We start from the raw sequence: 24,935 nt of genomic DNA, 5'->3' as shown, positions 1-24,935 counted from the left end.
TCACGCCAGATTACGGGACAACGGCCGACGCGGTGCTTTCAATGGAGTCGCTCCCGTCCGACGCACCCTCCACGCAAGGGGTTTCCTCCATGCCCACACTCCTCCACCTCGACTCCAGCCCTCGCAAGGGCTCGATCTCCCGCCGGATCTCCGGCGAGTTCGCGGAGGCCTGGCGGAAGGCCGACCCCGAGGCGGCGTACGTCTACCGCGACCTGGCCGCCTCGCCCGTCCCGCACATCGACGACGCGCAGATCCAGGTCATGCACCGCCTGGAGGCGCAGGGCGTGCGCGACCTCGCGGCGGCCCGGGAGGCCGCGGCGTCGCCCGAGGAGAAGGCGAGTTGGGCGGTGACCTGGCCGCTGGTCGAGGAGCTTCTCGCGGCCGACACCATCCTGCTCGGCGTCCCCATGCACAACTTCTCGGTGTCCTCGACGTTCAAGGCGTGGTTCGACCGTGTTCTGATCCCGCCGCTGATCGTCGACCCGGTCTCCGGCGAGGGCCCGCTGTCCGGCAAGAGGGTCGTGGTGGCCTCCGCGCGCGGCGGCGCCTACGGTCCCGGCACGCCCCGCCACCACTGCGACCACCAGGAGCCGTACCTGAGGGCGGCCCTCGGCATGGTGGGTCTCGCCTCCGACCTGACCTTCCTGCACGCGGAGCTCACCAAGTCGGCGCACGTGCCCCGGCTCGCGCACCTGAAGGACGTCGCGGCCACCTCCTACGAGGCGGCGCTCGACGGCGCCCGCGATCTCGGCGGTGCGTGACGGGTCGTGGCGGCACCTCAGGCGTCGGTGCGCAGCAGGCGGTACGCGGCGCCCGTGAGGGCCAGCGCGGTCCAGCCGAGGAGGACCAGGAGCCCGGCGGCGGGCGGCAGGCTCGTCGGGTCGTGGGTCAGCGCGAACAGCGACGCACCGGCGTTGCTGGGCAGGAACTCGCTGATGTCGTCCTGCCAGGAACTGGGCAGCAGTGAGACCAGGCCGGGCACCAGCATCAGCGAGGCGATCAGGACGGCGATGGCGCCGGCGACGGAGCGCAGCAGCGCGCCCAGGGCAACACCGATCACGGTGACCAGGCCGAGGTAGAGGCCGGCGCCCAGCAGGCTGCGTACGACACCCGGGTGGGAGAGCGACAGGGCCGCCGGTGTGCCGGAGACCACGCCGGCGCCGATCGGGAAGGCGGCGAACACGCCGGCGGTGGCGACGAGCAGGGCGACCAGGCCGAGCACGGCGGCCTTCGACCACAGCACCGGCAGGCGGCGCGGGACCGCGGCGAGGGTCGAGCGGATCGTGCCCGTGGAGTACTCGCCGGCGGTGGCCAGCACGCCCAGGACGCCCAGGGCGAGCTGGGCGAAGTTGGTGCCGAAGAGGGACAGGCTCAAGGCGGTGGCGTGGGCGTCGTAGGGGCGCATCTGTCTGCCCGAGGTGGAGTCGGCGTGATAGTGCACGGCGGCGATCACGCCGAAGCCCAGGAGGAAGAGCAGGCCCAGGCCCAGGGTGATCCAGGTGGAGCGCAGGGACCACAGTTTGGCCCACTCCGAGCGCAGCACGCGGCGCGCGGTGACCTTGTACGGGGGGCGCGGCACGTGGGCGGGTGCCGGTGCGGGCGTCGGACTCCCGTTCAGGGTGGTCTGGCTCATGCGGCGCTCCGGGGGGTCTCGACGGTGGTGGTGCCGTGGTATTCGATGGCGTCGCCGGTCAGCTCCATGAACGCCTGTTCGAGGGAGACGGTCCTGGAGCTGAGCTCGTACAACGGGATGCCGTGCTCGGCGGCCCTGCGGCCGATGGCACGCGCCGACAGGCCGGTCACCTGCAGTTCCTCGGAGCCGACCGCGCCGGTGATCTCGACTCCGGGGCCGGAGAGGATCTCGCGCAGGCGGTTCGCCCGGTCGGAGGCGACCGTCACGGTGTCGCCCCCTACCTGGCGTACCAGGTCCCGCACCGTGGTGTCGGCCAGCAGGCGGCCCCGGCCGATGACGATCAGATGGTCGGCGACCTGCGCCATCTCGCTCATCAGGTGTGAGGAGACGAAGACGGTACGGCCCTCGGAGGCGAGCCGGGTGAGCAGGTTGCGGATCCAGCGCACGCCTTCGGGGTCGAGCCCGTTGACCGGCTCGTCGAGCATGAGGGTGGCGGGGTCGCCCAGCAGGGCCGCGGCGATGCCCAGGCGCTGGCCCATGCCGAGCGAGAAGGAGCCGGCGCGCCGCCTGGCCACGGACCGCAGACCGGTGAGCTCGACGACCTCCTCCACCCGGCGGCGTGGGATGCCGTGGGTATGGGCCTGCGCCATCAGGTGGGCGAACGCGGAGCGGCCCGGATGGACGGACCTGGCCTCCAGCAGGGTGCCGACCTCCTGCAGCGGCGCCCGGTGCTCGGCGTACCGCCTGCCGTTCACGGTCACGCTGCCACCGGTGGGTGCGTCCAGGCCGACGATCATGCGCATGGTGGTGGACTTGCCCGCGCCGTTGGGGCCCAGGAAGCCGGTGACGGTGCCCGGCCTGACGGTGAAGTCCAGCCGGTCGACCGCCGTCTTCTCCCCGTACCGCTTCGTCAGCTGCCGCGCCTCGATCATCGCCGCTCCCTCGCGCCGGACTGTCGGATCCTTCCGGTCCAACGCAACGCCAGGTGCCGTGCGGCCGCAAACCGGGGTAGGCGGGCGGTGTCACGCCCGGCGAGGTCACACCCCGGCGAGGCCGGTCAGCACACGGTCCGGGGTGAGGGGCAGTTCGCGGAAGCGGACGCCGGTGGCGTGGTGGACGGCGTTGCCGATGGCGGCGGCGGTGCCGACGATGCCGATCTCGCCGATGCCCTTGCTGCCCATGGGGTTGAGGTGGGGGTCGTCCTCCTCGATCCAGTGGGCCTCGATGTCGGGGACGTCGGCGTTTGCGGGCACGTGGTAGGAGGCGAGGTCGGACTCGGTGAAGTCGCCGAAGGCGGGGTCCATGGTGCTGCCCTCGGTCAGCGCCATGCCGAGTCCCATGGTCATGCCGCCGACGAACTGGGAGCGGGCGGTGCGGGCATTGAGGATCCGCCCGGCGGCGTAGACGCCGAGCAGCCGGCGCACCCTCACCTCGCCGGTGACGGTGTCCACGGTGACCTCGGCGAAGTGGGCGCCGAAGGCGTGGCGGGCGTACGGACTGTCGGCGTCGGCCCGGCCGGTGGTGTCGGCCCGCTCGACCAGGCCGGTGCCGGGCAGCGGCCCGGTGTGGCCGGCCAGGCGCTCGGCGAGCCGGGTGCACGCCTCGTGCACGGCCCAGCCCCAGGAGGCGGTGCCGGAGGAGCCGCCGGCCAGCGAGGCGGACGGCAGGTCGCTGTTGCCGACCTCGGTGCGCACCCGGTCGAGCGGCACCTGGAGGGCGTCGGCCGCGACCTGCGCGAGGACGGTGCGGGCGCCGGTGCCGATGTCGGCGGCGTTCACCCGCACCAGGAACGTTCCGTCGGGCAGCGCGTGGGCCGCGGCGGTGGACGGGAAGACCACGACGGGGTAGGTCGCCGCGGCCACGCCCGTGCCGATGAGCAGCGGGCCCTCGGCGCGGGCCCCGGAGTGCGGGTCGCGGTGGGCCCAGTCGAAGCGGCGGGCGCCCTCGCGCAGGCACTGAACGAGGTGCCGGCTGCTGAACGGCTTGCCGCTGTGGGGCTCGGCGTCCGGTTCGTTGCGGATCCGCAGCTCCACCGGGTCCTCGCCGAGCGCGTCGGCGAGCTCGTCCATCGCGGACTCCAGGGCGTACATGCCGGGCGCCTCGCCGGGGGCGCGCATCCAGGACGGGCCGGGCACGTCCAGCGGGACCACCCGGTGGGCGGTGAGCATATGGGGGGCGGCGTACATGAACCGGGCCGGGACCGCCGCCGACTCCACGAATTCCCGTACGCGGGAGGTGTACGTGGTCACCTCGTGCAGCAGGGTGGTCAGGCGGCCGTCGGCGGTGGCGCCCAGGCGCAGCCGGTGCAGGGTGGGGGCGCGGTGGCCGACCACGGCCGCCAGGTACTTGCGCGGGAGGTTGACGGTCACGGGGCGGCCGGTGTGGCGTGCGGCCAGGGCGGCGAGGACGACGTCGGGTCGCGGGGTGCCCTTGGAGCCGAAACCCCCGCCGACGTGTTCGGAGACGACGGTGACGTGGTCCTCCGGCATGTCGAACATCCCGGCGAGCACCGAGCGGACGGTGGTGCCGCCCTGGCTGGAGGTGTACAGGGTGAGGCGGTCGCGGGCCCGGTCCCAGTGCGCGGTGGTGGCGTGCGGCTCCATGGGGTGGTTGTGCAGGGGCGGCACCCGGTACTCGGTGTCCACCCGGACCGGGGCGGCCGCGAAGGCACCGTCGGGGTGGCCGTGTTCGGTGCGGGCGGGCTGGCCGTTGGCCTCCTGGGGTTCGTAGGCGCCTGGGTGCTCCGGCCGGAGGGTGACGTCGTGCTCCTCGGCGGCGTACGTGACCCGGACCGCCCGGGCGCCGGTGCGGGCCGCCTCCAGGCTGTCCGCGACGACCAGGGCGACGAACCAGCCGCGGTGCGGCACCCGGGGGTTCTGCAGCACGGCCAGGGTGGCGTCCTCCGGTTCGGCGAGCCGGGGTGCGTTCTCGTGGGTGAGCACGGCCAGGACGCCCGGGACCTCGCGGGCGGCGGCGTCGTCGATCGCGGTGACCCGGCCGCGGGCCACGGCGGCGGGCACGGGCCAGGCGTGGGTGCGGCCGGGCAGGTGGTGTTCGGCGGCGTAGCGGGCCTGGCCGGTGACCTTCTCCCGGCCTTCCCGGCGCTCGACCGGGGCGCCCAGGGCGGTGCCGGTGCGGGCCATGGTGTCCTCCTGTGGCATACCGGTTCAGCTCCCTACGGGCGTCGGCGCGAGCCGGTTCAGGACGTCCAGGGCGAGGTTGTGGGCGAGGGGCACCTTGTAGGCGTTGTCGCGCAGCGGCTCGGCGGCGTCGAGTTCGAGGTCGACGGCGCCTTCGAAGGCGGGCGGGGTGGCGGCGGCCCCCAGCAGGGCCTCCTCCGCCAGCCGGGCCCGCCACGGCCGGTGCGCGAGGCCGCCGAAGGCCAGGCCGACCTGCGTGACCCTGCCGTCCCGCACCCGCAGCAGGACGGCGACGGAGGCGAGGGCGAAGGCGTAAGAGGCCCGGTCGCGCGCCTTGCGGTAGGCGGAGGGCGCCCCGGCGGTGGCGGCCGGCAGGACCACACCGGTGATCAGTTCGCCGGGCCGGATCTCGGTGTCCCGCTCGGGGTGGTCGCCGGGCAGCCGGTGGAATTCGGCCACCGGAACGCTGCGGGTGCCCTCGGTCCCGTACAGCTCGACTCGGGCGTCGAGGGCGGCCAGGGCGACGGCCATGTCGGAGGGGTGGGTGGCGATGCACTGCGGGGAGTGGCCGAGGACCGCGTGGTCGCGGTGCACGCCGTCGCGGGCGCCGCAGCCGGTGCCGGGAGCGCGTTTGTTGCAGGGCTTGGACAGGTCCTGGAAATAGGGGCAGCGGGTGCGCTGCAGCAGGTTGCCGCCGGTGGTGGCGGCGTTGCGCAGCTGGCCGGAGGCTCCCGCGACCAGGGCCTGGGACAGTGCGGGGTAGCGGTCGCGGACCAGCGGGTGGGCGGCGAGGTCGCTGTTGCGGACGGTGGCGCCGACGCGCAGGGAGCCGTCGTCGAGCTCTTCGACCGTGTCCAGGGGCAGCCGGCTGACGTCGACCAGGACGGCAGGCCGGGCCACGCCGAGCTTCATCAGGTCCACGAGGTTGGTGCCGCCGCCGAGGTACTGGGCGCCGGGGTGCGCGGCGTACGCCTCGGCCGCTTCCTCGACGCTGCGGGCCCGTACGTATCCGAAGGGCTTCACCGGTTCACGTCCTCCACGGCGTCGACGATGCGCGGGTAGGCCCCGCAGCGGCAGAGGTTGCCGCTGAGACGCTCGCTGATCTCGGCCCGGTCCAGCGGGACGGGGCGGCCGGAGGGGGCCGCCGGGTCGGTGACGTGCGAGGGGTGGCCGGCCGCGGCCTCGGCGAGGACACCCAGGGCGGAGCAGATCTGGCCCGGTGTGCAGTACCCGCACTGGAAGGCGTCGCGGTCCAGGAAGGCCCGCTGCAGCGGGTGCGGTTCCTCCCCGTCGCCCGCGAGGCCCTCGACGGTGGTCACCTCGCTGCCGTCGAGGCAGACGGCGAGCAGCAGGCAGCTGTTCACCCGGCGCCCGTCGACCAGGACCGTGCAGGCCCCGCACTGGCCGTGGTCGCAGCCCTTCTTGGCGCCGGTGAGGTCGAGGTCCTCGCGCAGCAGGTCGAGCAGGGCGCGTCGGTGGTCGACGAGCAGGGTGTGGGGTTTTCCGTTGACCCGGAGGGTGACCTCGGAGCGGTACGGGGGCGGGGGTGCCGTCTCGTGCTGTTTCTCGCTGTACGTGTCACTGCCCATGGCGTGGAGACCTTCCGGACGCGCCGTGCTGCCGTGGTTGACCGCGTATCCAGGCTGCGGCAGCTGACACCTTCCGGCACCCCGGGGGCGCCGGGGTCAGCCGGTCTGTGCGGACCCGCCCGACTTCGCCAGCCGGTCGGTGACGTCCGCGGTGTCCGACGCGGGCGGCGCCGCGACGTCCGCCCTGGTACCGAAGTCGGTGAACCGCAGGACGGTGGTGCTGGTCACCTGGGTGTTCTCCTTGCCCGGCGTCCTGCCCTTCAGGGGGTGCAGGGCCAGTCGTACGCTCTCCTGCCGCAGACGGCCCTGGTCGTCGAGCCACAGGTCCACCGGCAGGGAGGACTTCCCGAGCTGCCGTCGCAGTTCCTCGGCCTGCCGCGGGTTGTCCTTCGCGAGCGAGGAGACGGGCACCGGGACGCGGTAATGGGTGGTGCGGGTGCCGTCGAGGGTCTGGGTGCCGACCCGGGTGACGTCGTCGCGGCCGGCTCCCTTGAGGTAGTGGAACGGCTCCGCCGGGTCGCCGGCCTGGGACTGTCCCGAGGCGCCGGACCGGTTCAGCCGGGCCAGGTCGATCTTCATCCAGGTCTTGCCGCCCGGGATCTCGGCCCGCTGCCCGCCGGACGGCTTCTGGTAGACCACGCCGTCGACGACGCGCTGCTCGATCTCGGTGCCCTGTGAGGTGAGCGTGATCCGGCTGGCGCCCTTGCGCAGGTCGACCACGCCGGCGCCGTGCGCGGTGACGGCCTGTCCGTCGGCGACGGCCTTGCTGCTGACCGTCATCTTCGCGGTGTCCTCGGCCACGGTGTTGCGGTAGGCGTTCTGCACGGCTTCGGCCTTGGGCGTCGCGCTCGCGCCGGCCTTGGCGTCGCCGCCCTTCCCGGAGCCGTCCTCGCTGCCGCAGGCCGCTAAGCCGGCTGCCAGGACGAGCGTGGCCACGGCACTTCCGATCTGCGCTTTCGACACGGTGTCTGCCTCCCGGGCAAGCGTAGGTCCGTACTTGACGCCTGCTCGGGTGCCCGGCCGGCCGCCGGTCACGCCCCGGCGGCCACCTCGGTCCCGGTCTCGGTGTCCCGCTTCTCGAACTGGGTCCGGTACAACTGCGCGTACCGGCCGCCGGCGGCCAGGAGTTCCTCGTGCGTACCGCGTTCCACGATGTGCCCGGCCTCGACGACCAGGATCAGGTCGGCGGCGCGGACGGTGGACAGCCGGTGGGCGATCACCAGGGCGGTGCGGTCCCTGAGGGCCTCGGTCAGCGCCTCCTGCACGGCCGCCTCGGAGGTGTTGTCCAGGTGGGCGGTGGCCTCGTCGAGGATGACGACGCGCTGCCGGGCCAGCAGCAGCCGGGCGATGGTCATGCGCTGCCGCTCGCCGCCGGAGAGACGGTAGCCGCGCTCGCCGACCACGGTGTCCAGACCGTCGGGGAGGGACCGTACGACCTCGTCGAGGCGGGCGCGGCCGAGCGCGTCCCACAGTTCGTCGTCACTCGCCCCGGGGTGGGCCAGCAGCAGGTTGGCGCGGACGGTGTCGTGGAAGAGGTGGCCGTCCTGGGTGACCATGCCGACGGTGGCCCGCAGGGAGGCCGCGGTCAGGTCGCGGATGTCGACGCCGCCGACGCGGATCGCGCCCTCGTCGACGTCGTAGAGGCGCGGCAGAAGCTGCGCGACGGTGGACTTGCCGGCGCCGGAGGAGCCGACGAGGGCGACCGTCTGCCCGGGTTCGGCGCGGAAGGTGACGCCGTGCAGCACCTCGGCGCCGCCGCGGCCGTCGAGCGCGGCGACCTCTTCCAGGGAGGCGAGGGAGACCTTGTCGGCGGACGGGTAGCCGAAGCGGACTTCGTCGAACTCCACCGCCACCGGCCCCTCGGGCACCTCACGGGCGTCCGGCTTCTCCTCGATGAGCGGCTTCAGGTCCAGCACTTCGAACACCCGCTCGAAGCTGACGAGTGCGGACATCACCTCGACGCGGGCCCCGGCGAGCGCGGTGAGCGGCGCGTACAGCCTGGTCAGCAGCAGTGCCAGCGACACCACCGCACCGGGCTCCAGGTGGCCGCGCAGCGCGAACCAGCCGCCGAGTCCGTAGACCAGGGCGAGGGCCAGTGAGGAGACCAGGGTCAGGGCGGTGATGAACGCCGACTGGGCGGTGGCCGTGCGGACACCGATGTCCCGCACCCGCGCGGCGCGGTCCATGAACGCCGCGGACTCCTCCTCCGGGCGGCCGAACAGCTTGATCAGGGTGGCGCCGGGGGCGGAGAAACGCTCGGTCATCCGGGTGCCCATCGCGGCGTTGAGGGCGGCGGCCTCCCGCTGCATCCGGGCCATCCGGCTGCCCATCCGGCGGGCGGGCACCACGAACACCGGCAGCAGCACCAGCGCGAGCAGGGTGATCTGCCAGGACAGGGTGAGCATGACGGCGAGGGTGAGCAGCAGCGTGACGATGTTGCTGACGACTCCGGACAGGGTGTTGCTGAAGGCGCGCTGGGCGCCGATGACGTCGTTGTTGAGACGGGAGACGAGCGCTCCCGTACGAGTGCGTGTGAAGAACGCGACCGGCATGCGCTGCACATGATCGAACACAGCCGTTCTCAGATCGAGGATGAGCGCCTCCCCGAGCGTCGCCGAGAGCCGTCTGCCGAGGATCCCGAGGGCGGCCTCGGCGACCGCGATGAGCGCGATCAGCACGGCGAGGCGTACGACCGTGCGCTCGTCGCCGTGCGACACGATCGCGTCCACGACACGGCCCGCGAGCACGGGGGTCGCGACGGCGAGCAGCGCGGTCACCACCCCGAGCAGCACGAACCAGGCGATGCGGCGGCGGTGCGGGCGGGCGAACGCCCCGATGCGGCGCAGTGTCCGGCGGTCGAAGGGGCGTCGTTCCGCTTGCGCGTTCATCACGCTGTGCAACTGTGTCCACGCGGTGGTCTCCATGCTCATGGCACAGACCGTAGAACCTCGAGCTGGATTGAGGTCAATATCCGCCCGTCGTCCCCTCGCTCGAAGGACCCGATGACCCCTCCCCCGCAGCTTCCCCCTCAGACGCTTCCCGCCCGTAAGCCGTCGGCCCCGTCTCCGCCACCCGCCGTTGGCACGGCGCGGAAACCCTCTTCGGGTGTGACAGCGGTACAACTCCCCGAACTCCGCCAGGGACGACTCCCCCGACGCGTCCCCGTCCGTCAGGCCCTGTGCCTGCTCCCGCTCCTGCTCGTCACCGTCGCCGCGGTGCGGCACCGTTCCGTGCTCGCCGACGGCTTCGGACAGCTGCGCACGGCGTCCTGGCCGTGGCTTCTCGCGGCGGTCGGCGCCACCTGTCTGACCTGGGTCGCCGCCGCCTTCACCCGGCAGGGCGCGGTCGTGCAGCCGCTGCCCAAGCGACGGCTGCTGGCCACCCAGTTCGCGGCCGGCGCGGCCAACCACCTGCTGCCGACCGGGCTCGGCGCGAGCGCCGTCAACCTGCGGTTCATGACCGTGTGCGGGGTGCCGCTCGCCCGCTCCTCGGCCGCCCTCGCGCTGTACATGATGGCGGAGTGCGTCGGCCGGCTGGTCCTGCTGGCCGGGCTGCTGCTCGCCTTCCCCGACGCGCTCAGACCGGGCAGCCTGGTGCCGGCCGGTGCGGTGGGCCCGCTGCTGCTGGCCGTCGGCGTGGTGCTGCTGGCGGCAGTGGCCGCGCTGACGCTCGTACGACGGCTGCGCGGGGCCGTGTGCTCGTTCCTGCGGACCGCGCTGGGCGAGGCGCGGTCGGTGCACGCCCGTCCGCGCCGGGCGCTGGCCCTGTGGGGCGGCTCGCTGGCGTTCCCCGCGCTGCAGGCGGCCGGGCTGGCGGCGGTGGGGCAGTCGCTGGGGCTGCCGGTGCCGGTCGCGCACATGGCGCTGGCGTATCTGGCGGCGACGGCCGCGGTGGCCCTCGTGCCCACGCCGGGCGGCATCGGTTCCGTCGAGGCGGCGCTGATAGTCGCCCTGGTCGCGGTGGGCGGCCCGGCGGCCGTCGCCACCGCGGTGGTCCTCGCCTACCGGATCATCACGGTGTGGGTACCGCTGGTGCCGGGCGCGCTGACGCTGGGGGCGCTGGTACGGCTGAAGGTCATCTGAGGGCGGGCCCTTCCGCCACCCGGTCGTGAGGGACGACACGGCTCGTTCTCGCTCCGAGGGGCCGCACGCGTGCGAACTGCCGTGCGGGATACGGCAGGATGAAAAGTCGCGCCGGTCGTCGACGTCCAACCGGCCCGGCGCGACCGCACATCCCTGAAACGAGCAGGTGACAACGTGACGCTTCTTCACACTGGGCCGTCGGCGACGCCGTTCGCCGCAGCTTCCCGTCCCGGAGGTGACCGGTGAACCGCGCGCTGACCCTGGACGACCTGATCCTCGCGGGCATCGCCCTGGCGGCGGGCCTGCTGGTGGCCTTCTCCTCCCGCACGCTGCTGCGCTGGCTGGCGAAGCACGCCAAGCGCACCAAGTGGAGCGGCGACGACGTGATCGTGGACGCGCTGCGCACGGTGGTGCCGTGGGCGGCGATCGCGGCGGGCGCGGCCGGTGCGGGGGCGGCGCTGCCGCTGACCCGGACCGTCCAGCACCACACCAACCAGTGCCTCCAGGTACTGCTCATCTTCGTGGTGACGCTGTCCGCGGCACGGGTGATCGCCGGTCTGGTGCAGAGCGTCACCCAGTCCCGCTCGGGCGTCGCCGGTTCGGCCACGATCTTCGTCAACATCACCCGGGTGCTGGTCATGGCGATCGGCTTCCTGGTGGTGCTGCAGACACTGGGCATCTCCATAGCGCCCATGCTGACCGCCCTGGGTGTGGGCGGTCTGGCGGTCGCCCTGGCCCTGCAGGACACCCTCGCGAACCTCTTCGCGGGCATCCACATCCTCGCCTCCAAGACCGTGCAGCCCGGCGACTACATCCGGCTGAACACCGGCGAGGAGGGCTACGTCGTCGACATCAACTGGCGCCAGACGACGGTCCGCCAGCTGTCCAACAACCTGGTCGTCGTCCCCAACGGGGAGCTGGCGAAGAGCAACATGACCAACTACACCCGTCCCGAGCAGCAGCTGACGATCCTGGTGCAGGTGGGAGTGAGCTACGACAGCGACCTCGACCACGTCGAGCGGGTGACCACGGAGGTCATCGCCGAGACGATGACCGAGGTCACCGGCGCCATCCCGGACCACGAGCCCGCGATCCGCTTCCACACCTTCGGCGACTCCCGCATCGGCTTCACCGTCATCCTGGGCGTCGGCGAGTTCAGCGACCAGTACCGGATCAAGCACGAGTTCATCAAGCGCCTCCACCGGCGCTACCGCGAGGAGGGCATCCGCATCCCCGCCCCCACCCGGACGGTCGCGCTGCAGCAGGGCTCGGTGGTCATCCCGCACCAGCGCAACGGGGAGGACGTGTCGTCGGGGACGACTGCCTCCTAGCTCCGCGTCCAAGGTGCGAGGTCGAGCGCGGCCCGGATTCTCCTACTGGGCTTCGAGGGGCGGTGGTGTGGGGCCGCCGCCCCGGGGCGTGATCGCCTGGCCTCGTCAACCCGCCCCTCTACCCACGTTGCAATCCGGAACTTGCCGATGTAATGATCCAGTTCGTGGATGTACACGGGGGCGAGGCAGGATCGGCGACACGAGCTCCGAGATCGCGACTTTACGACTACGTGGACCTGGCCCGCGCCGACCAGCCGGAGGCGACCGGACCGGAGACATCCGAGGGCACCACTTCGCCCGACCCCGCGGCGCCCTCCGCCGATGCCGCGGACGCCGTTGCGCGCAGGCGCCGCGAGTTCGCCGTCCTGCTCGGCGAGTTCCGTCGCACCCCGGTTCTGGTGCCGCTGGGGGACGGGCCCGGGGGCGGTCCCGACGAGGAACGTGGTCTGCTGACGGCCGACTTGAACGGCATCCGTTTCATCCTGGCGTTCTCCGACGAGCAGGCGCTGGCCCGTTACGCCGTGGCGCGCGGTGAGGCGGCGCGGGAGTGGACGTACCAGACGATCCTCGGCGCCCGTCTGTTGGACGTGGCCGTTCCCGCGGCCGGGGTGCCGTGCGGGGTGGCGCTGGACTGCGCGGACGGGGAGGACGGGATGGTCTTCCCGCCGGTGCGGGGGATCGTGCCGGACGGGGCGGCGGTCGACCTCGGTGCGGAGACGGGGGACGGGGCGTGAGCGGTGGCGACAACGACCTGACGGCAGACGGGCTCGGTCTGATCGCCAAGGGGCTGACCGATGCGCTGGGTGAGCTGAAGGAGCTCGGCATGGTCGGGGAGGCCGGGGCGGGACGAGGGTTCGGTGACATCGCCCTGTCCGGGCTGGAGTTGGGCCATGAGGGGCTGACGGGGGCGTTGGAGTCGTTCTGCGAGCGCTGGGAGTGGGGCGTGCGCTCGCTGATCAACGAGGGCAACGGGTTCGCTGTGAGGACGGGCCTGGCGGCGGGCACGTACTACGAGAACGACCAGTATGTGAAGGGCACCTTCAAGGTCGTCGAGAACGCGGCCATCGGCAATCCGTACGCCTCCGAGGAGGAGGTGGAGAAGATGGGCTGGGGGGACATCGCCAAGTCCGGTGCGTTCGGCGGGGACGTGGACTACAGCAAGGCCTCCTTCGACCAGGCGCTGGCCAACAGTGAGCAGGGCTGGAAGGACGCGGGCCGGGACGTGATGACCTCCAGCACCGCCGGGCCGCTGGGCATCAACCCCGAGAACCTGCACGGCGCGTTCGGTGTCTCGGACCAGGAGTACGACCAGTACCTGGACGACACCTTCGGCCCCTCCCCCGAGGCCCGGGCCGAGGCCGCCGGGGGCGCCGAGGCCGCCGGGCAGCAGGGCGGTGAGGGCTGATGGGCATCGGAGACATCACCAACTCGCTGCTGGGCGGGGCCGAGGACCTCTACGACGCGGGCAAGAAGAAGCTCGGCGAGGGCGTCGACTGGGCCACCGACAAGGTGGGCGAGGGCCTGGACTACGTCGGTGCGCACGACTGGGCCGACAGTGTGGAGGACTGGGGCGACGAGATCGCCTCCGACCTGGGCGCCACTCCGGGCGAGCAGCAGCTCGGCCAGACCGAGGAAGCGAACGAGCTGGTCCACGGCAGTCCGGACAAGATCCGCGAAAGTGCCAAGCACCTGCGCGATTTCCATGGTGCGTTCGACAACGTGAGTTCGGGGCTGCGGAAGGTCGACTCCTCCGGCTGGCAAGGGGAGGGCGGTGACGCGTTCCGGGAGAAGTTCGGCGTGCATCCCGCCAAGTGGGCGCAGGCGGCCGAGGCGTGCGAGACGGCGGCGGGGGCGCTGGAGTCGTACGCGGGCACCGTCAAGTGGGCGCAGGGGCAGGCCAAGGAGGCCGTCGAGCTCTACGAGAAGGGTGTGCAGGCGTCCAAGGACGCGGTCGACGCCTACAACAAGAAGGTCGACGCCTACAACGCCAAGATCAAGGCGAACCAGGACCCCGGCCCGAAGCCCGAGACGTTCCACGACCCGGGCAAGGCCGACATCAAGGCCGCCGCCCAGAAGCTCGCCGAGGCCCGCAAGCAGCGCAACACCGCCGCCTCCGAAGCACAGGGCAAGGTCAAGGCCGCACTCGCCCACGCGCCCGCGGAGCCCCCGCCCCTGGACCGCCTCGGCAACGACTTCAAAGACGGTTTCCAGGCGGCCAACACCGAACTCACCCATGTGGTGGGCGGCGCTCTGAAGGGCACGGCCGGCCTGGTGAACTTCGCCCGCGGCCTCGACCCGATGGACCCCTACAACCTGACCCATCCGGCCGCCTACATGCAGAACGTCAGCATGACGCTGTCCGGGCTGGTCTCCACCGCCGCGCATCCCGAACGGGTCGTCCAGACGGCCGTGGACGGCTTCAAGAAGGATCCCTCGGAGTTCGTCGGCCGCATGATCCCGGAACTCATCGGCACCAAGGGCGCGGGACTCGCCCGGGGCGGACTGCGGCTCGGGCTGAAGGAGGGCGCGGAGGGACTCGCTGAGCAGGGGTTGCGCAAGGGCGCGCGGACTGCTCGGGGCCGGGTGACCGAGGACGCCGCGGAATCCTCCCGCGCCGGCCACTCGGTGGAGAGCAAGGGCACCGACCCGATCGACCTCGCCACCGGCAAGATGTACCTCCCGCAGGCGGATGTCACCCTCCCCGGCGCACTGCCGCTGGTGCTGACCCGGCGGGTGGAGTCCGGCTACCACCTGGGGCGCTGGTTCGGCCCGTCCTGGTCCTCCACCCTGGACCAGCGCCTGGAGATCGATAGGGAGGGCGTCGTCTACGTCACGGAGGACGGCCTCCTCCTGTCGTACCCCCACCCCGCACCTGGCCTGCCCACCCTACCCAGCCACGGCCCCCGCCTCCCCCTTGACCGGGTCGACGACGGCTACACCGTCACGGATCCGCAGACACGCCGCACCTGGCACTTCGCCGACCACGGCCCCCACCTGGCGGTCCTGGAACAGGTCGACGACAGCAACGGCAACTGGATCACCTTCGGCCACGACGAGACCGGGGCGCCGTCGGCCATCGCCCACAGCGGTGGCTACCGTCTGAGGATCGACAGTGCCGACGGGCGGGTCACCGGCCTGCATCTGACCGGAGCAGGCGAGGACGGAGCCGATCTCCAACTGGTCGGGTACGGGTACGAGCAAGGCAATCTCACCAAGGTCAGGAATTCGTCCTGGCTGCCGCTCAGGTTCGCCTACGACGATGAGGGCCGGGTCACGTCGTGGACGGACACCAACGGGCACGCCTACACGTACGCGTACGACGAGAGGGACCGGTGCGTCGCGCAGGGCGGTACGGACGGGCACATGAGCCTCCAGCTGTCCTACGGCGAGAGAGATCCGGAAACCGGGCTGCGGACCACGAAGACGGTCAACGGCGAGGGTGCCGTACGCCGGTACTACGTCAACGACCGGCACCAGGTCGTAGCCATCGTGGATCCGGCAGGGCACACCCGGCGCTTCACCCGTGACCGGTTCAACCGCCTGCTGTCCGAGACGGACGCCGTCGGCCGTACCACTGCCTACCGCTACGACCCCCTGGGGAACCTGACGGAGATCGTCGGTCCGGACGGACGGCGAACGACGCTCTCCTACGACGACCGTGGACTGCTCACGCGCGTGGTGCGCCCGGACGGGAGCTCGCTCCGACAGGAGTTCGACGCCCTCGGCAACCGCACGTCGGTCACCGATGCAACAGGCGGCAGGCAGTCCTTCACGTACGACGAGCACGGTCATCTGTGCGCGGTGCGCGATCAGTACGGCCGGGTGACCGAAATCCGCTGCGACGCGGCCGGTCTGCCCGTCGAGGTCCGCGATCACGCCGGCAACACCATGCGCTACCGGCGTGACGCCTTCGGTCGCGCCACCGCCATCACGGACCCCTTCGGGGCGACCGGGGAGATGGAATGGTCCGTCGAGGGCCACGTCACCCACCGGCGGAACCCGGACGGGACCGAGGAATCGTGGACGTACGACGGCGAGGGAAACTGCCTCACCCACACGGACACGGTCGGCGGAATCACCCGTTTCGAATACGCCCAGTTCGACCTGCTGACGGCGCGCACCGAACCGGATGGTTCCCGATACGAATTCGCCTACGACAACGAACTGCGCCTGACCCGCGTGACCAATCCCCTCGGGCAGACGTGGACCTATGAGTACGACGCGGTCGGCAGGCCCACCACTGAAGCCGACTTCGGCGGCCGGGTCACTCGGTACTCCTACAACGCGGCCGGTGAGCTGATCTCCCGCACGAACGCCCTCGGGCAGGTCGTCTTCTTCGAGCACAACGACCTCGGACAAGTCGTCCGCAAGAGTGTCGACGGGGAGGTGTCGACGTACACCTACGACTTCACCGACCAGATCGCGCAGGCAGCCAATGCCCATACGAACCTGACTCTCCTGCGCGACCGGCACGGGCGTCTGGTCTCCGAGCGGATCAACGACCGGGAAGTGGCGTACCGCTACGACGAGTTCGGCAGGCTGACGGGACGCAGGACGCCCTCGGGCGCCGAGAGCGTCTGGGAATTCGATTCCGCGGGACAGCCCTGCCGGCTCACGGCGGACGGTCGTGCCATCACGCTGGAGTACGACCGGATCGGCCGCGAAACCGGCCGCCGGTTCGGTGAGTCCCTGACCGTGTCCCGGTCGTTCGACGTAATGAACCGGCTGATCTCCCAAGCAGTGGACCACCACCGCGGACGTATCCAGTCGAGGACCTACGAATATCGCGCGGACGGCAGCCTGACCAAGGTCCATGACCAGCTGGACGGCGTTCGGCAGTACGAGCTGGACCTTGCGGGAAGGACGACGAGGGTCAGCGGAGAGGGATGGGCGGAGTCCTACTCCTACGATCCGCTCGGCAACCAGGTGGCGGCCGGTTGGCCGGCCCGTCCGTTCGGAGACGACGGCTGCGGCGAACGCGCCTACCAGGGCGCCGACCTCGTGCGGGCCGGCCGGATCCGCTACGAGCACGACGCGGCCGGACGTGTCGTACTCCGCCAGAAGGCCCGGCTGTCCCGCAAGCCGGACACGTGGCGGTACAGCTGGGACGCGGAGGACCGGCTCACCCAGGTCGTCACTCCCGACGGCACGGTGTGGCGGTACCAGTACGACGCCCTCGGCAGACGCACCGGCAAGCAGCGCATCGCTGAGAACGGCATCGACGTACCGGAGCAGGTGGACTTCACCTGGGACGGTGTTTCGCTTTGCGAGCAGACGACCAGGTGGGGCGAGTCGAGCGACTCGGTGACCCTGACGTGGCATCTCCACGGCCCCGAAGCAGTCGCCCAGAGCGAGCGCCGGACCATGGCCGCGGCCTCGCAGGAAGAGATCGACGCCCGCTTCTTCGCCATCGTCTCCGACCTCTCGGGATCTCCCTGCGAACTGATCGACGAGTCCGGAGAAATCGCCTGGCGCTCCCGCGCCACGAACTGGGGAAAGCTTTCCTGGTCGGTCAAGAGCCAGGCCTACACACCACTCCGTTTCCCGGGCCAGTATTTCGACTCCGAGACGGGCCTGAACTACAACTACCTCCGGTATTACGACCCCGAAGTCGCCCAGTACATCAGCCAGGACCCTCTTGGTCTGGCGCCGGCGGCCAACCCGGTCGGGTATGTGGATCGGCCTTCCGTTTCCTGCGATCCGTTCGGGCTCGCCCCACAGAAGTCACCGATCCCGCCGAAGCCCTATGAGACACCGAATCTTTCCGACTGGGCAAAGCACTTCAATCCCGAGGGAGGGATGGAAAACTGCACCTATGTCGGTGAGGCACTTGATCGGTACCTTGGCGGCGAAGGTCTGAAGTCTGTGCCAGGGGACGTGGGGGGAGTCCAGTCCCTTGATCGACTGCAGAATGCGTATGGAAGAACCTTCAATGACACCAGTTTCTGGAACATGGTTGACCACATCCGAAACTCGGGAGACGGCGCTCGTGGTTTGGTTGCCGCGCTACCGGAAGAGGGAGCGGGCCATGTTTTCAATATCGTGAACCAGCAGGGTCGGGTACTCTTCCTCGACGTGCAGACAGGTTTTGTCGATCCCATGGCCTTCAAGTCATTCAAACTTATGAGGACGAACTGATGTATACGCTGGAGCAGGCAGAACGACTGGCGGCGGATTTCCTCCGCCAGGAGACTGCCACGTCGGATCGCGAGGCTGCCCTGGTCGATAAGAACAGCTGCAAGGGGGAAAAGGGCGACTCCTTCTACTTCACCTACAATTCTGTCGAATATCTCGCTACCGGGGACAACAGGCATGCCCTTTACGGTCCGCCTGCCATTGCGGTGCACAAGGAAACCGGCGAATGCCGATGGGTCGGTAGGCGGGAATTCTCGGAAGTAGATCCTTTCGATCGCCGGCAGTGACAGATGGCCATGCGCGGTAGCGGTGCCCCTTGAAGAGGGTGAACTGATGTACGCGCAGGAGCAAGCAGAGGAGATGGCCGCGGATTATCTCCGACGGGTATCTGCTGATTGGGGCCATGAGGTCGCCCTGTTCGTGCAGGACCTGCAGTCGGCTGGCGATCCGTTCAACTGGTGGCACTGAAAGACCAGGTCGCGCGGGTCCGGCCCGGCAGCCGGCCCGTGGGGGCGGCCGCCGCATTACCCTCGAAGCACATGGAACCTCCGCCCCCACCCCCCCGATTCCAGCCCCCGCTCGCTCGACCAGCGGCTGGACGCGATCTCGCGGCAGCCGTTCCGGGCGAAGTTCCGGCTGCGCGGGCGGGAGCTGGCCACCGCGGAGCTGAAGGGGCCGGCCACGATGCGGTGGCACGCGTACGACCTGATCGCCAAGCGGGTGGCCCCGGCCGAGCCGGTCAAGGACGGCAAGCAGACTCCGTACCGCGGGCATCCGGTGTTCGTCGCCCAGCACGCGACCGCCACCTGCTGCCGGAGCTGCCTGCAGCGCTGGCACGGCGTTCCCAAGGGCCGGGAGCTCAGCCGCGCCGAACTGGTCTACGTCGTGGACGTGATCTGCCGGTGGATCGAGCGTGAGGTGGCGGGCGGAGGCGGCCCGGACCGGGACCGCCGTCGCTGAGGGGTTCCGAGTTCCGGACCCCTGTCGAGGCCGGGGCGGCCACGAGATATCTTGATGTCGAGCAATGTTGCAGACGTGGAGCGGAGCACCCGGTGACTGACTCGACCATCATCTACACCTACACAGACGAGGCCCCGGCCCTGGCGACGCATTCGTTCCTGCCGGTGATCAAGGCCTACGCCTCGCAGGCCGGTGTCGACGTGGAGACCCGCGACATCTCGCTGGCCGGGCGCATCATCGCCGTCTTCCCGGAGTACCTGAAGGAGGAGCAGCGCATCCCCGACGCCCTGTCGGAGCTGGGTGAGCTGGCCAAGACGCCCGAGGCCAACATCATCAAGCTGCCGAACATCTCGGCGTCCATCCCGCAGCTCAAGGCCGCGGTCGCCGAGCTGCAGGCCCAGGGCTACGCGCTGCCGGACTACCCGGACGACCCCAAGACCGACGAGGAGCGCGAGATCCGCGCCCGGTACGACAAGGTCAAGGGTTCGGCCGTGAACCCGGTGCTGCGCGAGGGCAACTCCGACCGCCGTGCCCCTGCCTCGGTGAAGAACTACGCGAAGTCCCACCCGCACCGCATGGGTGCCTGGTCCGCCGAGTCCAAGACCGACGTGGCGACCATGGGCGTCGACGACTTCCGCTCCACGGAGAAGTCCGTGGTGATCTCCGAGGCCGGTGCGCTGCGCATCGAGCTGAAGGGTGACGACGGCTCCACCACCGTTCTGCGCGAGTCCGTGCCGGTCCTTGAGGGCGAGGTCGTCGACGCCTCCGTGATGCGCGTCGCCGCCCTGCGTGAGTTCCTCACGGCGCAGGTCGCCCGTGCCAAGGAGGAGGGCGTCCTCTTCTCCGTGCACCTGAAGGCCACGATGATGAAGGTCTCCGACCCGATCGTCTTCGGTCACGTGGTGCGCGCCTTCTTCCCGCAGACGTTCGCCAAGTACGGCGAGACGTTCGCCGCGGCCGGTCTGACCCCGAACGACGGTCTCGGCGGCATCCTCAAGGGCATCGAGTCGCTGCCCGAGGGCGCGGAGATCAAGGCGTCCTTCGAGGCCGAGCTCGCCGAGGGCCCGGCGCTGGCCATGGTCGACTCCGACAAGGGCATCACCAACCTGCACGTCCCGTCCGACGTCATCGTCGACGCCTCCATGCCGGCCATGATCCGCACCTCCGGCCACATGTGGGGCCCCGACGGCCAGGAGGCCGACACCCTGGCCGTCCTGCCCGACTCCTCGTACGCGGGCGTCTACCAGGCCGTGATCGAGGACTGCAAGGCCAACGGCGCCTACGACCCGTCGACCATGGGCTCGGTCCCGAACGTCGGCCTGATGGCGCAGAAGGCCGAGGAGTACGGCTCCCACGACAAGACGTTCGAGATCCCGGTCACCGGCACGGTCCGCCTGGTCGACCAGGCCGGCAACGTGGTGATCGAACAGACGGTCTCCGCCGGCGACATCTTCCGCGCCTGCCAGACCAAGGACGCGCCGATCAGGGACTGGGTGAAGCTGGCCGTCACCCGTGCCCGCGCCACCGGCGACCCGGCGGTGTTCTGGCTGGACGAGACCCGTGCCCACGACGCCAACCTGATCGCCAAGGTGAAGCAGTACCTGACGGAGCACGACACCGAGGGCCTGGACATCCGGATCCTCTCCCCCGTCGAGGCGACCAAGCTGTCGGTGGAGCGCATCCGCCGCGGTGAGAACACCATCTCCGTCACCGGCAACGTGCTGCGTGACTACCTCACCGACCTGTTCCCCATCCTGGAGCTGGGCACCAGCGCCAAGATGCTGTCGGTCGTCCCGCTGATGGCGGGCGGCGGCCTGTTCGAGACGGGCGCCGGCGGCTCCGCGCCGAAGCACGTCCAGCAGCTGGTCAAGGAGAACTACCTGCGCTGGGACTCCCTGGGTGAGTTCTTCGCCCTGGTGCCGTCCTTCGAGCAGTACGCCGAGTTCACCGGCAACGCCCGCGCCAAGGTCCTCGCCGACACCCTCGACCGGGCCACGGCGACCTTCCTCAACGAGGACAAGTCCCCGACCCGTCGCATCGGCGGCATCGACAACCGCGGCAGCCACTTCTACCTGTCCCTGTACTGGGCGCAGGAGCTGGCCAAGCAGACCGCCGACGCCGACCTGGCCAAGGCCTTCGCGCCGCTCGCCGAGACCCTCTCCGCCAACGAGCAGAAGATCGTCGACGAGCTGAACGCCGTCCAGGGCTCCTCCGCCGACATCGGCGGCTACTACCAGCCCGACAAGGCCAAGGCGGACGCGGTCATGCGCCCGTCGGCCACCTGGAACGAGGCGCTCGCGTCCCTGAGCTGACGCGAGCGGCCCCACGGCCGTTCCCGTGCACGACTCCTCCGCCCCGGCCGGCACACTGCCCTGGCCGGGGCGGAGCCGTACGGGGCGGAGTCGTGCGGGCCGGCCGGCCGGGTATGCCGTCGCCGGCCGCGGGTATCCGACCGGGCATGCTCGCCATCATCGGCTACCAGTCCCACAACACCGCCGCGACCTTATGGGCGTTCACCGTCTCGCTGCTGATCGTGCTGGCGGTGAGCTGGTACGCCCGGCACCGGAGGTAGCCGCGGTCCGCCGCGCCTCGCTTCCCGTGCCCTGCCGCCGACAACGCCCCGGAGCCGCCCGTGTCCCCTCCCCCGCCCTCGTTCGAGCTCCTGCCCGGCGCGGACGACTCGCCCGTGATCCTGCACGTGCCGCACTCCGCGCGGGAGATACCGGACGCCGTGCGGGAGGGGATCGTCCTGGACGGCGCCGCGCTGGAGCGGGAGCTGGACCACATCACCGACGCGCACACGGCCGAGCTCGCCGAGGCCGCGGCCGGGCTGGCCGCGGTGACGCCCTGGCGGTTCGTCAACCGGCTGTCGCGGCTGGTCGTCGACCCGGAGCGGTTCCCGGACGAGCGGGAGGAGATGCTTACGGTGGGGATGGGCGCGGTGTACACGCGGACCACGCACCGGACCGAGCTGCGGCCCGGCGACACCGACCCCGAGCCGTTGATCGAGCGGTACTTCCGGCCGTACGCGCGTGCCATGACGGAGGCGGTGGCCGGGCGGCTGGCCGCGACGGGGCGGGCCGTGGTGATCGACGTGCACTCGTATCCGCGCGAGGGGCTGCCCTACGAGCTGCACGGCGCGGGCCCCCGGCCCCCGGTGTGTGTGGGCACCGACGCCTTCCACACCCCGCCGGAACTGGCGGAGCTGGCCGGGAAGCTGTTCGCGCGGTGCGGGGAGACGGGGCTGAACAGCCCGTTCAGCGGTGCGTACGTGCCGCTGGAGTTCTACGGCAGGGATCGGCGGGTCGGCGCACTGATGGTGGAGATCCGGCGGGACACCTACATGACCGAACCCGGTGGAGCAGTCGTCGGACCGGGACTGTCCCGGCTGGCCTCGGCCCTGGCCGGCTTGGTGGACGGCGCCTCACGCTGAGGTCAGGCCCGTAGCCACTCCGTGACGATCACGTCGCCGCCGGTGTGCAGCCTCAGCGCGAACGGGCCGCGCGGGGGCACCGCGGCCGTGAAGCGGCCCAGGGTGTCCGCCGTGACCTCGGCCGCCGTCCGCGGGCCGCCGAGCACCTCGACGCGCGCCGGCCGCGGGGGCAGTACCTGCCCCATCAGCCCGTCGCCGCCGATCTCGACGTCCACGGTGAGCTCGCCGGCGCTGAAGGTCAGCATCCGGGGGGCGCCCCGGGCGCCCCGGACCGGCGCGGCGTCGAGCAGGGAGTCGAAGGTCAGCTCGGCGACCCGGGCGTCCACGTCGTGCAACACGTAGGCGTCGATGGCCAGTTGGCGCAGCCCGGCGGGGACCGGGTCCAGTATCGCGGCCGCCTGGCGCAGTTCCTCCTCCAGGAGCCCGGCGTCGAACTCGTCGGGCATGCCCCTCACACCGCCCCCCGGGCTTCCAGCCGGGCCCGCAGCCGGCGCAGACAACGCTGGCGCAGGGGCCCGATGCTGCCCACCGCGACCCCCAGTGCGGCGGACACCTCCAGATAGCTCGGCGGTGGCGAGGCCATCAGCACGCGCAGCAACTGGCGGCAGCGCTCGCCGAGTTCCTCGAACTCCTGCCACAGCCGGCGGATCCGCTCGGCCTCGGCGACGGCCTCCTCCGAGTCGAGCAGCGACTGCTCGGGCGTGACGTCCTCGCTGACCCGGTCCAGGACCCGCGGATCGTCCGTCGGCATCAGCCGGGTCAGCCCCTTGATCACCTTCAGGCACTCGTGCCGCGCCGTGCTCGCCAGCCAGGACCCGGCCTTCTCCGGCTCCCGGATGCGGCCCAGGTGCTGGGCGAAGCGGAACCACACGGTCTGGTAGACCTCCGAGCCGTCGGCGTCGGAGAGCCGGTGCGCGCGCACGACGGACCAGACCAGCGGACTCAGCCCTTCCACAAGCGCTTTCCAGGCCGCCGCGTCACCGTCGACGGCTGACTGAACCAGCGCCCCGACGTCTGCTCGGTCCACGGCCCCACCCCTCGTGTACGGCAAGTCATCGTACGCCGCGGAGGGGACGCATCCGGTCCTCATGCGTCAGGAGCCGGTCGCAGGACGGGCGTCGGGCGCCAGGTGGGTGGCCTCAGTGCCGGCACGTGCGCACCGCGCACTTCGGCGTACTCGGTGTTGGCGCCGAGCAACTGCCGTGATGCGGTGCGCGGGTCGCGTTCCTTGTGCGCCGTCATGTGGGCGGCCACCAGTGCGGCGGCGACCGGGGTGGCGAAGGACGTTCCGCTCCACTGCGCGTAGCCCTCGAACATCACCTGGTCCGGCTTGCCCGGGTTGCTCGGGTCGCTCCGTCCTTCCTCGCTCAGCACCCCGGTGTGGGCGGGGTACTGGCAGGTGCAGGCGTAGGTGAAGCCGAATCGGCAGGCGTCGTAGCTCGAGTGCTGGTACACGTACGGCACGGGACGGTCGAAGCCGGTGAGGGCGCTGGTGAGCCGCTCACCGGGCGCGTACACCCGTACCCAGGGGCCGTGGTTGGTGAAGCAGGCGCCGAACTCGCCGTCCGCGCGCAGCGCCCCGACCGACAGCACGGCGTCCTCGTAGCCGGGCAGCGTGGCGTAGGCCGCGGGCCAGAAGGGTGTGGCGCCGGCGTTGTTGCCGGCCGCGGCGACCAGCAGGGTCTCCCGGTCGCGCAGTTCGCGCATGAAGGCTTCCACGCCGAGGAGGCCGTCGGTGCGGCCGTTGGAGGTGCCCGCGGAGAGGCTGATGATGTCGGGCCAGCCGCCCCGGTCGACGGCCTCGAAGAGCCTGGCGCCGAATTCGGACTCCAGTACGGCGCCGGCGTCGTCGAGCGTGTTCCGGACGGTGACGTCGGTGCCCGGCGCGACGGCGGTGAGCACTCCCGCGATGAACGTGCCGTGTCCGACGTACTGCCTGAGGACGCCGTCCTGGTCGGTCTCCTCGAGCTGGGCGTCGCCCTCGGTGTGTGCGAGCTGCGGGCAGGAGCGGTGGTCGTGCATGAGACCGGTGTCGATGACGAGGACGGCGACGGCGGTGTCCGGGTCGTACGGCGTTCCGTCCGGCGCGGGGTTGCACGGCTCGGTCGGGGGTACGGGCACGGGCTCGTCGCCGGGGCAGGCGTTGACGTGGCCCGCGATCGACACCACGTGGTTGCGGCCGACCAGCCGGCGGCCCCGGCGTCCCTCGTGCTCGCGCATCGCCCGCAGCGCGTGCGCGACGGCGCGGTCCGCGCCGTGGTCGCCCTGGCCCGGGTCGCCGACCCGGATGCGGGTGACTCCGGTGCGGTTGGTCTCGGGGCCCTCCCGGCGCACATGGCCGGCGACCAGCCCGGTGGCCTCGGCGAAGTGGCCACGGACCGTGTCCTCGACGAGGCGGGCCTCCTCGCCGTCGCGGGCGAGGACGACGCCCTTCTCGTAGAGGAACTCGGGCGCGTCGTCCGGCCCCATCGCGAGCGGGACGTCCGGCATCGAGCGCTGGACCTGTCGGAACTGTTCGTGGAATCGCTGCGGTGCCATGGCGTGTCCTCCCCCTGAGGCCGGTTTCGTCAGTCTGATCCCGCGGACCGCCGATTGATACAGCTTGATACGGCACAGCCCATGTGACGGGCCG

General features: G+C 71.2%; 21 protein-coding genes. 11 read left to right on the top strand and 10 right to left on the bottom strand.

Going from position 1 to position 24,935, the window contains the following annotated elements; genetic code table 11:
- The first annotated feature begins 89 nt into the window (after positions 1–89).
- On the top strand, positions 90–761 hold the full coding sequence (locus ACFYZQ_RS26860; RefSeq protein WP_389152643.1) for an FMN-dependent NADH-azoreductase: 672 nt from the start codon (positions 90–92) through the stop codon (positions 759–761).
- 17 nt (positions 762–778) lie between these two features.
- Here the strand turns inward: ACFYZQ_RS26860 and ACFYZQ_RS26855 are convergent, their stop codons facing one another.
- The 7 genes from ACFYZQ_RS26855 to ACFYZQ_RS26825 form a co-directional block, all read right to left on the bottom strand.
- The gene (locus ACFYZQ_RS26855; RefSeq protein ID WP_389152640.1) at positions 779–1,633 is read right to left on the bottom strand and encodes an ABC transporter permease; all 855 of its coding nucleotides are present in this window, start codon (positions 1,631–1,633) and stop codon (positions 779–781) included.
- A complete protein-coding gene (locus tag ACFYZQ_RS26850; RefSeq protein WP_389152637.1) occupies positions 1,630–2,565 on the bottom strand; it encodes an ABC transporter ATP-binding protein in 936 nt (311 codons plus the stop codon). Before ACFYZQ_RS26850 ends, ACFYZQ_RS26855 begins: the two co-directional genes overlap by 4 nt.
- Before the next feature lie 105 nt (positions 2,566–2,670).
- The gene (locus tag ACFYZQ_RS26845; protein ID WP_389153083.1) at positions 2,671–4,776 is read right to left on the bottom strand and encodes a xanthine dehydrogenase family protein molybdopterin-binding subunit; all 2,106 of its coding nucleotides are present in this window, start codon (positions 4,774–4,776) and stop codon (positions 2,671–2,673) included.
- Positions 4,777–4,800: 24 nt separating this feature from the next.
- A complete protein-coding gene (locus ACFYZQ_RS26840) occupies positions 4,801–5,796 on the bottom strand; it encodes an FAD binding domain-containing protein (RefSeq protein WP_389152635.1) in 996 nt (331 codons plus the stop codon).
- Positions 5,793–6,362, bottom strand: coding sequence for a 2Fe-2S iron-sulfur cluster-binding protein (locus ACFYZQ_RS26835; protein ID WP_389152632.1), 570 nt, complete (start codon positions 6,360–6,362; stop codon positions 5,793–5,795). The genes ACFYZQ_RS26840 and ACFYZQ_RS26835 overlap by 4 nt, the downstream gene beginning before the upstream one ends.
- A gap of 96 nt (positions 6,363–6,458) precedes the next feature.
- Positions 6,459–7,298 carry a hypothetical protein gene (locus ACFYZQ_RS26830; RefSeq protein ID WP_389152629.1) on the bottom strand — a complete coding sequence of 280 codons (840 nt, stop codon included), beginning with the start codon at positions 7,296–7,298 and terminating at the stop codon, positions 6,459–6,461.
- A 95-nt stretch (positions 7,299–7,393) separates the two neighbouring features.
- The gene (locus ACFYZQ_RS26825; RefSeq protein ID WP_389153080.1) at positions 7,394–9,286 is read right to left on the bottom strand and encodes an ABC transporter ATP-binding protein; all 1,893 of its coding nucleotides are present in this window, start codon (positions 9,284–9,286) and stop codon (positions 7,394–7,396) included.
- A 183-nt stretch (positions 9,287–9,469) separates the two neighbouring features.
- Here ACFYZQ_RS26825 and ACFYZQ_RS26820 point away from each other — a divergent pair, with 183 nt between their 5' ends.
- The 10 genes from ACFYZQ_RS26820 to ACFYZQ_RS26775 all read left to right on the top strand — a co-directional run bounded on the left by ACFYZQ_RS26820 (position 9,470) and on the right by ACFYZQ_RS26775 (position 22,303).
- Complete coding sequence (locus ACFYZQ_RS26820; protein WP_389152627.1) at positions 9,470–10,444, top strand: YbhN family protein; 975 nt, start codon at positions 9,470–9,472, stop codon at positions 10,442–10,444.
- A 242-nt stretch (positions 10,445–10,686) separates the two neighbouring features.
- Positions 10,687–11,775, top strand: coding sequence for a mechanosensitive ion channel family protein (locus tag ACFYZQ_RS26815; RefSeq protein ID WP_389152624.1), 1,089 nt, complete (start codon positions 10,687–10,689; stop codon positions 11,773–11,775).
- Positions 11,776–11,927: 152 nt separating this feature from the next.
- Positions 11,928–12,509 carry a hypothetical protein gene (locus ACFYZQ_RS26810; RefSeq protein WP_389152622.1) on the top strand — a complete coding sequence of 194 codons (582 nt, stop codon included), beginning with the start codon at positions 11,928–11,930 and terminating at the stop codon, positions 12,507–12,509.
- The gene (locus tag ACFYZQ_RS26805; protein WP_389152619.1) at positions 12,506–13,180 is read left to right on the top strand and encodes a hypothetical protein; all 675 of its coding nucleotides are present in this window, start codon (positions 12,506–12,508) and stop codon (positions 13,178–13,180) included. The genes ACFYZQ_RS26810 and ACFYZQ_RS26805 overlap by 4 nt, the downstream gene beginning before the upstream one ends.
- Positions 13,180–17,913 carry a putative T7SS-secreted protein gene (locus ACFYZQ_RS26800; protein WP_389152616.1) on the top strand — a complete coding sequence of 1,578 codons (4,734 nt, stop codon included), beginning with the start codon at positions 13,180–13,182 and terminating at the stop codon, positions 17,911–17,913. The genes ACFYZQ_RS26805 and ACFYZQ_RS26800 overlap by 1 nt, the downstream gene beginning before the upstream one ends.
- Positions 17,913–18,197 (top strand): hypothetical protein, encoded by a 285-nt coding sequence (locus ACFYZQ_RS26795; RefSeq protein ID WP_389152613.1) that lies wholly within the window; start codon positions 17,913–17,915, stop codon positions 18,195–18,197. The genes ACFYZQ_RS26800 and ACFYZQ_RS26795 overlap by 1 nt, the downstream gene beginning before the upstream one ends.
- 46 nt (positions 18,198–18,243) lie before the next feature.
- Positions 18,244–18,378 (top strand): hypothetical protein, encoded by a 135-nt coding sequence (locus tag ACFYZQ_RS26790; RefSeq protein WP_389152610.1) that lies wholly within the window; start codon positions 18,244–18,246, stop codon positions 18,376–18,378.
- Positions 18,379–18,504: 126 nt separating this feature from the next.
- Complete coding sequence (locus ACFYZQ_RS26785; RefSeq protein WP_389153077.1) at positions 18,505–18,870, top strand: DUF4186 domain-containing protein; 366 nt, start codon at positions 18,505–18,507, stop codon at positions 18,868–18,870.
- Positions 18,871–18,962: 92 nt separating this feature from the next.
- Complete coding sequence (locus ACFYZQ_RS26780) at positions 18,963–21,182, top strand: NADP-dependent isocitrate dehydrogenase (protein WP_389152607.1); 2,220 nt, start codon at positions 18,963–18,965, stop codon at positions 21,180–21,182.
- A gap of 320 nt (positions 21,183–21,502) precedes the next feature.
- Positions 21,503–22,303 (top strand): N-formylglutamate amidohydrolase, encoded by an 801-nt coding sequence (locus ACFYZQ_RS26775; protein WP_389152604.1) that lies wholly within the window; start codon positions 21,503–21,505, stop codon positions 22,301–22,303.
- Positions 22,304–22,305: 2 nt separating this feature from the next.
- Here the strand turns inward: ACFYZQ_RS26775 and ACFYZQ_RS26770 are convergent, their stop codons facing one another.
- From ACFYZQ_RS26770 to ACFYZQ_RS26760, 3 genes are read right to left on the bottom strand one after another with little or no spacing between them, the layout of a single operon-like run.
- The gene (locus ACFYZQ_RS26770; RefSeq protein WP_389152601.1) at positions 22,306–22,749 is read right to left on the bottom strand and encodes a hypothetical protein; all 444 of its coding nucleotides are present in this window, start codon (positions 22,747–22,749) and stop codon (positions 22,306–22,308) included.
- Positions 22,750–22,754: 5 nt separating this feature from the next.
- Positions 22,755–23,393, bottom strand: coding sequence for an RNA polymerase sigma factor (locus ACFYZQ_RS26765; protein WP_389152598.1), 639 nt, complete (start codon positions 23,391–23,393; stop codon positions 22,755–22,757).
- A complete protein-coding gene (locus ACFYZQ_RS26760; RefSeq protein WP_389152595.1) occupies positions 23,390–24,841 on the bottom strand; it encodes a S8/S53 family peptidase in 1,452 nt (483 codons plus the stop codon). The genes ACFYZQ_RS26765 and ACFYZQ_RS26760 overlap by 4 nt, the downstream gene beginning before the upstream one ends.
- Positions 24,842–24,935: the final 94 nt, after the last annotated feature.

Origin of the sequence: Streptomyces sp. NPDC001843 (assembly GCF_042891955.1) — a bacterium.
Classification (GTDB): domain Bacteria; phylum Actinomycetota; class Actinomycetes; order Streptomycetales; family Streptomycetaceae; genus Streptomyces.
This window is presented reverse-complemented; position numbering and strand designations above follow the sequence as displayed.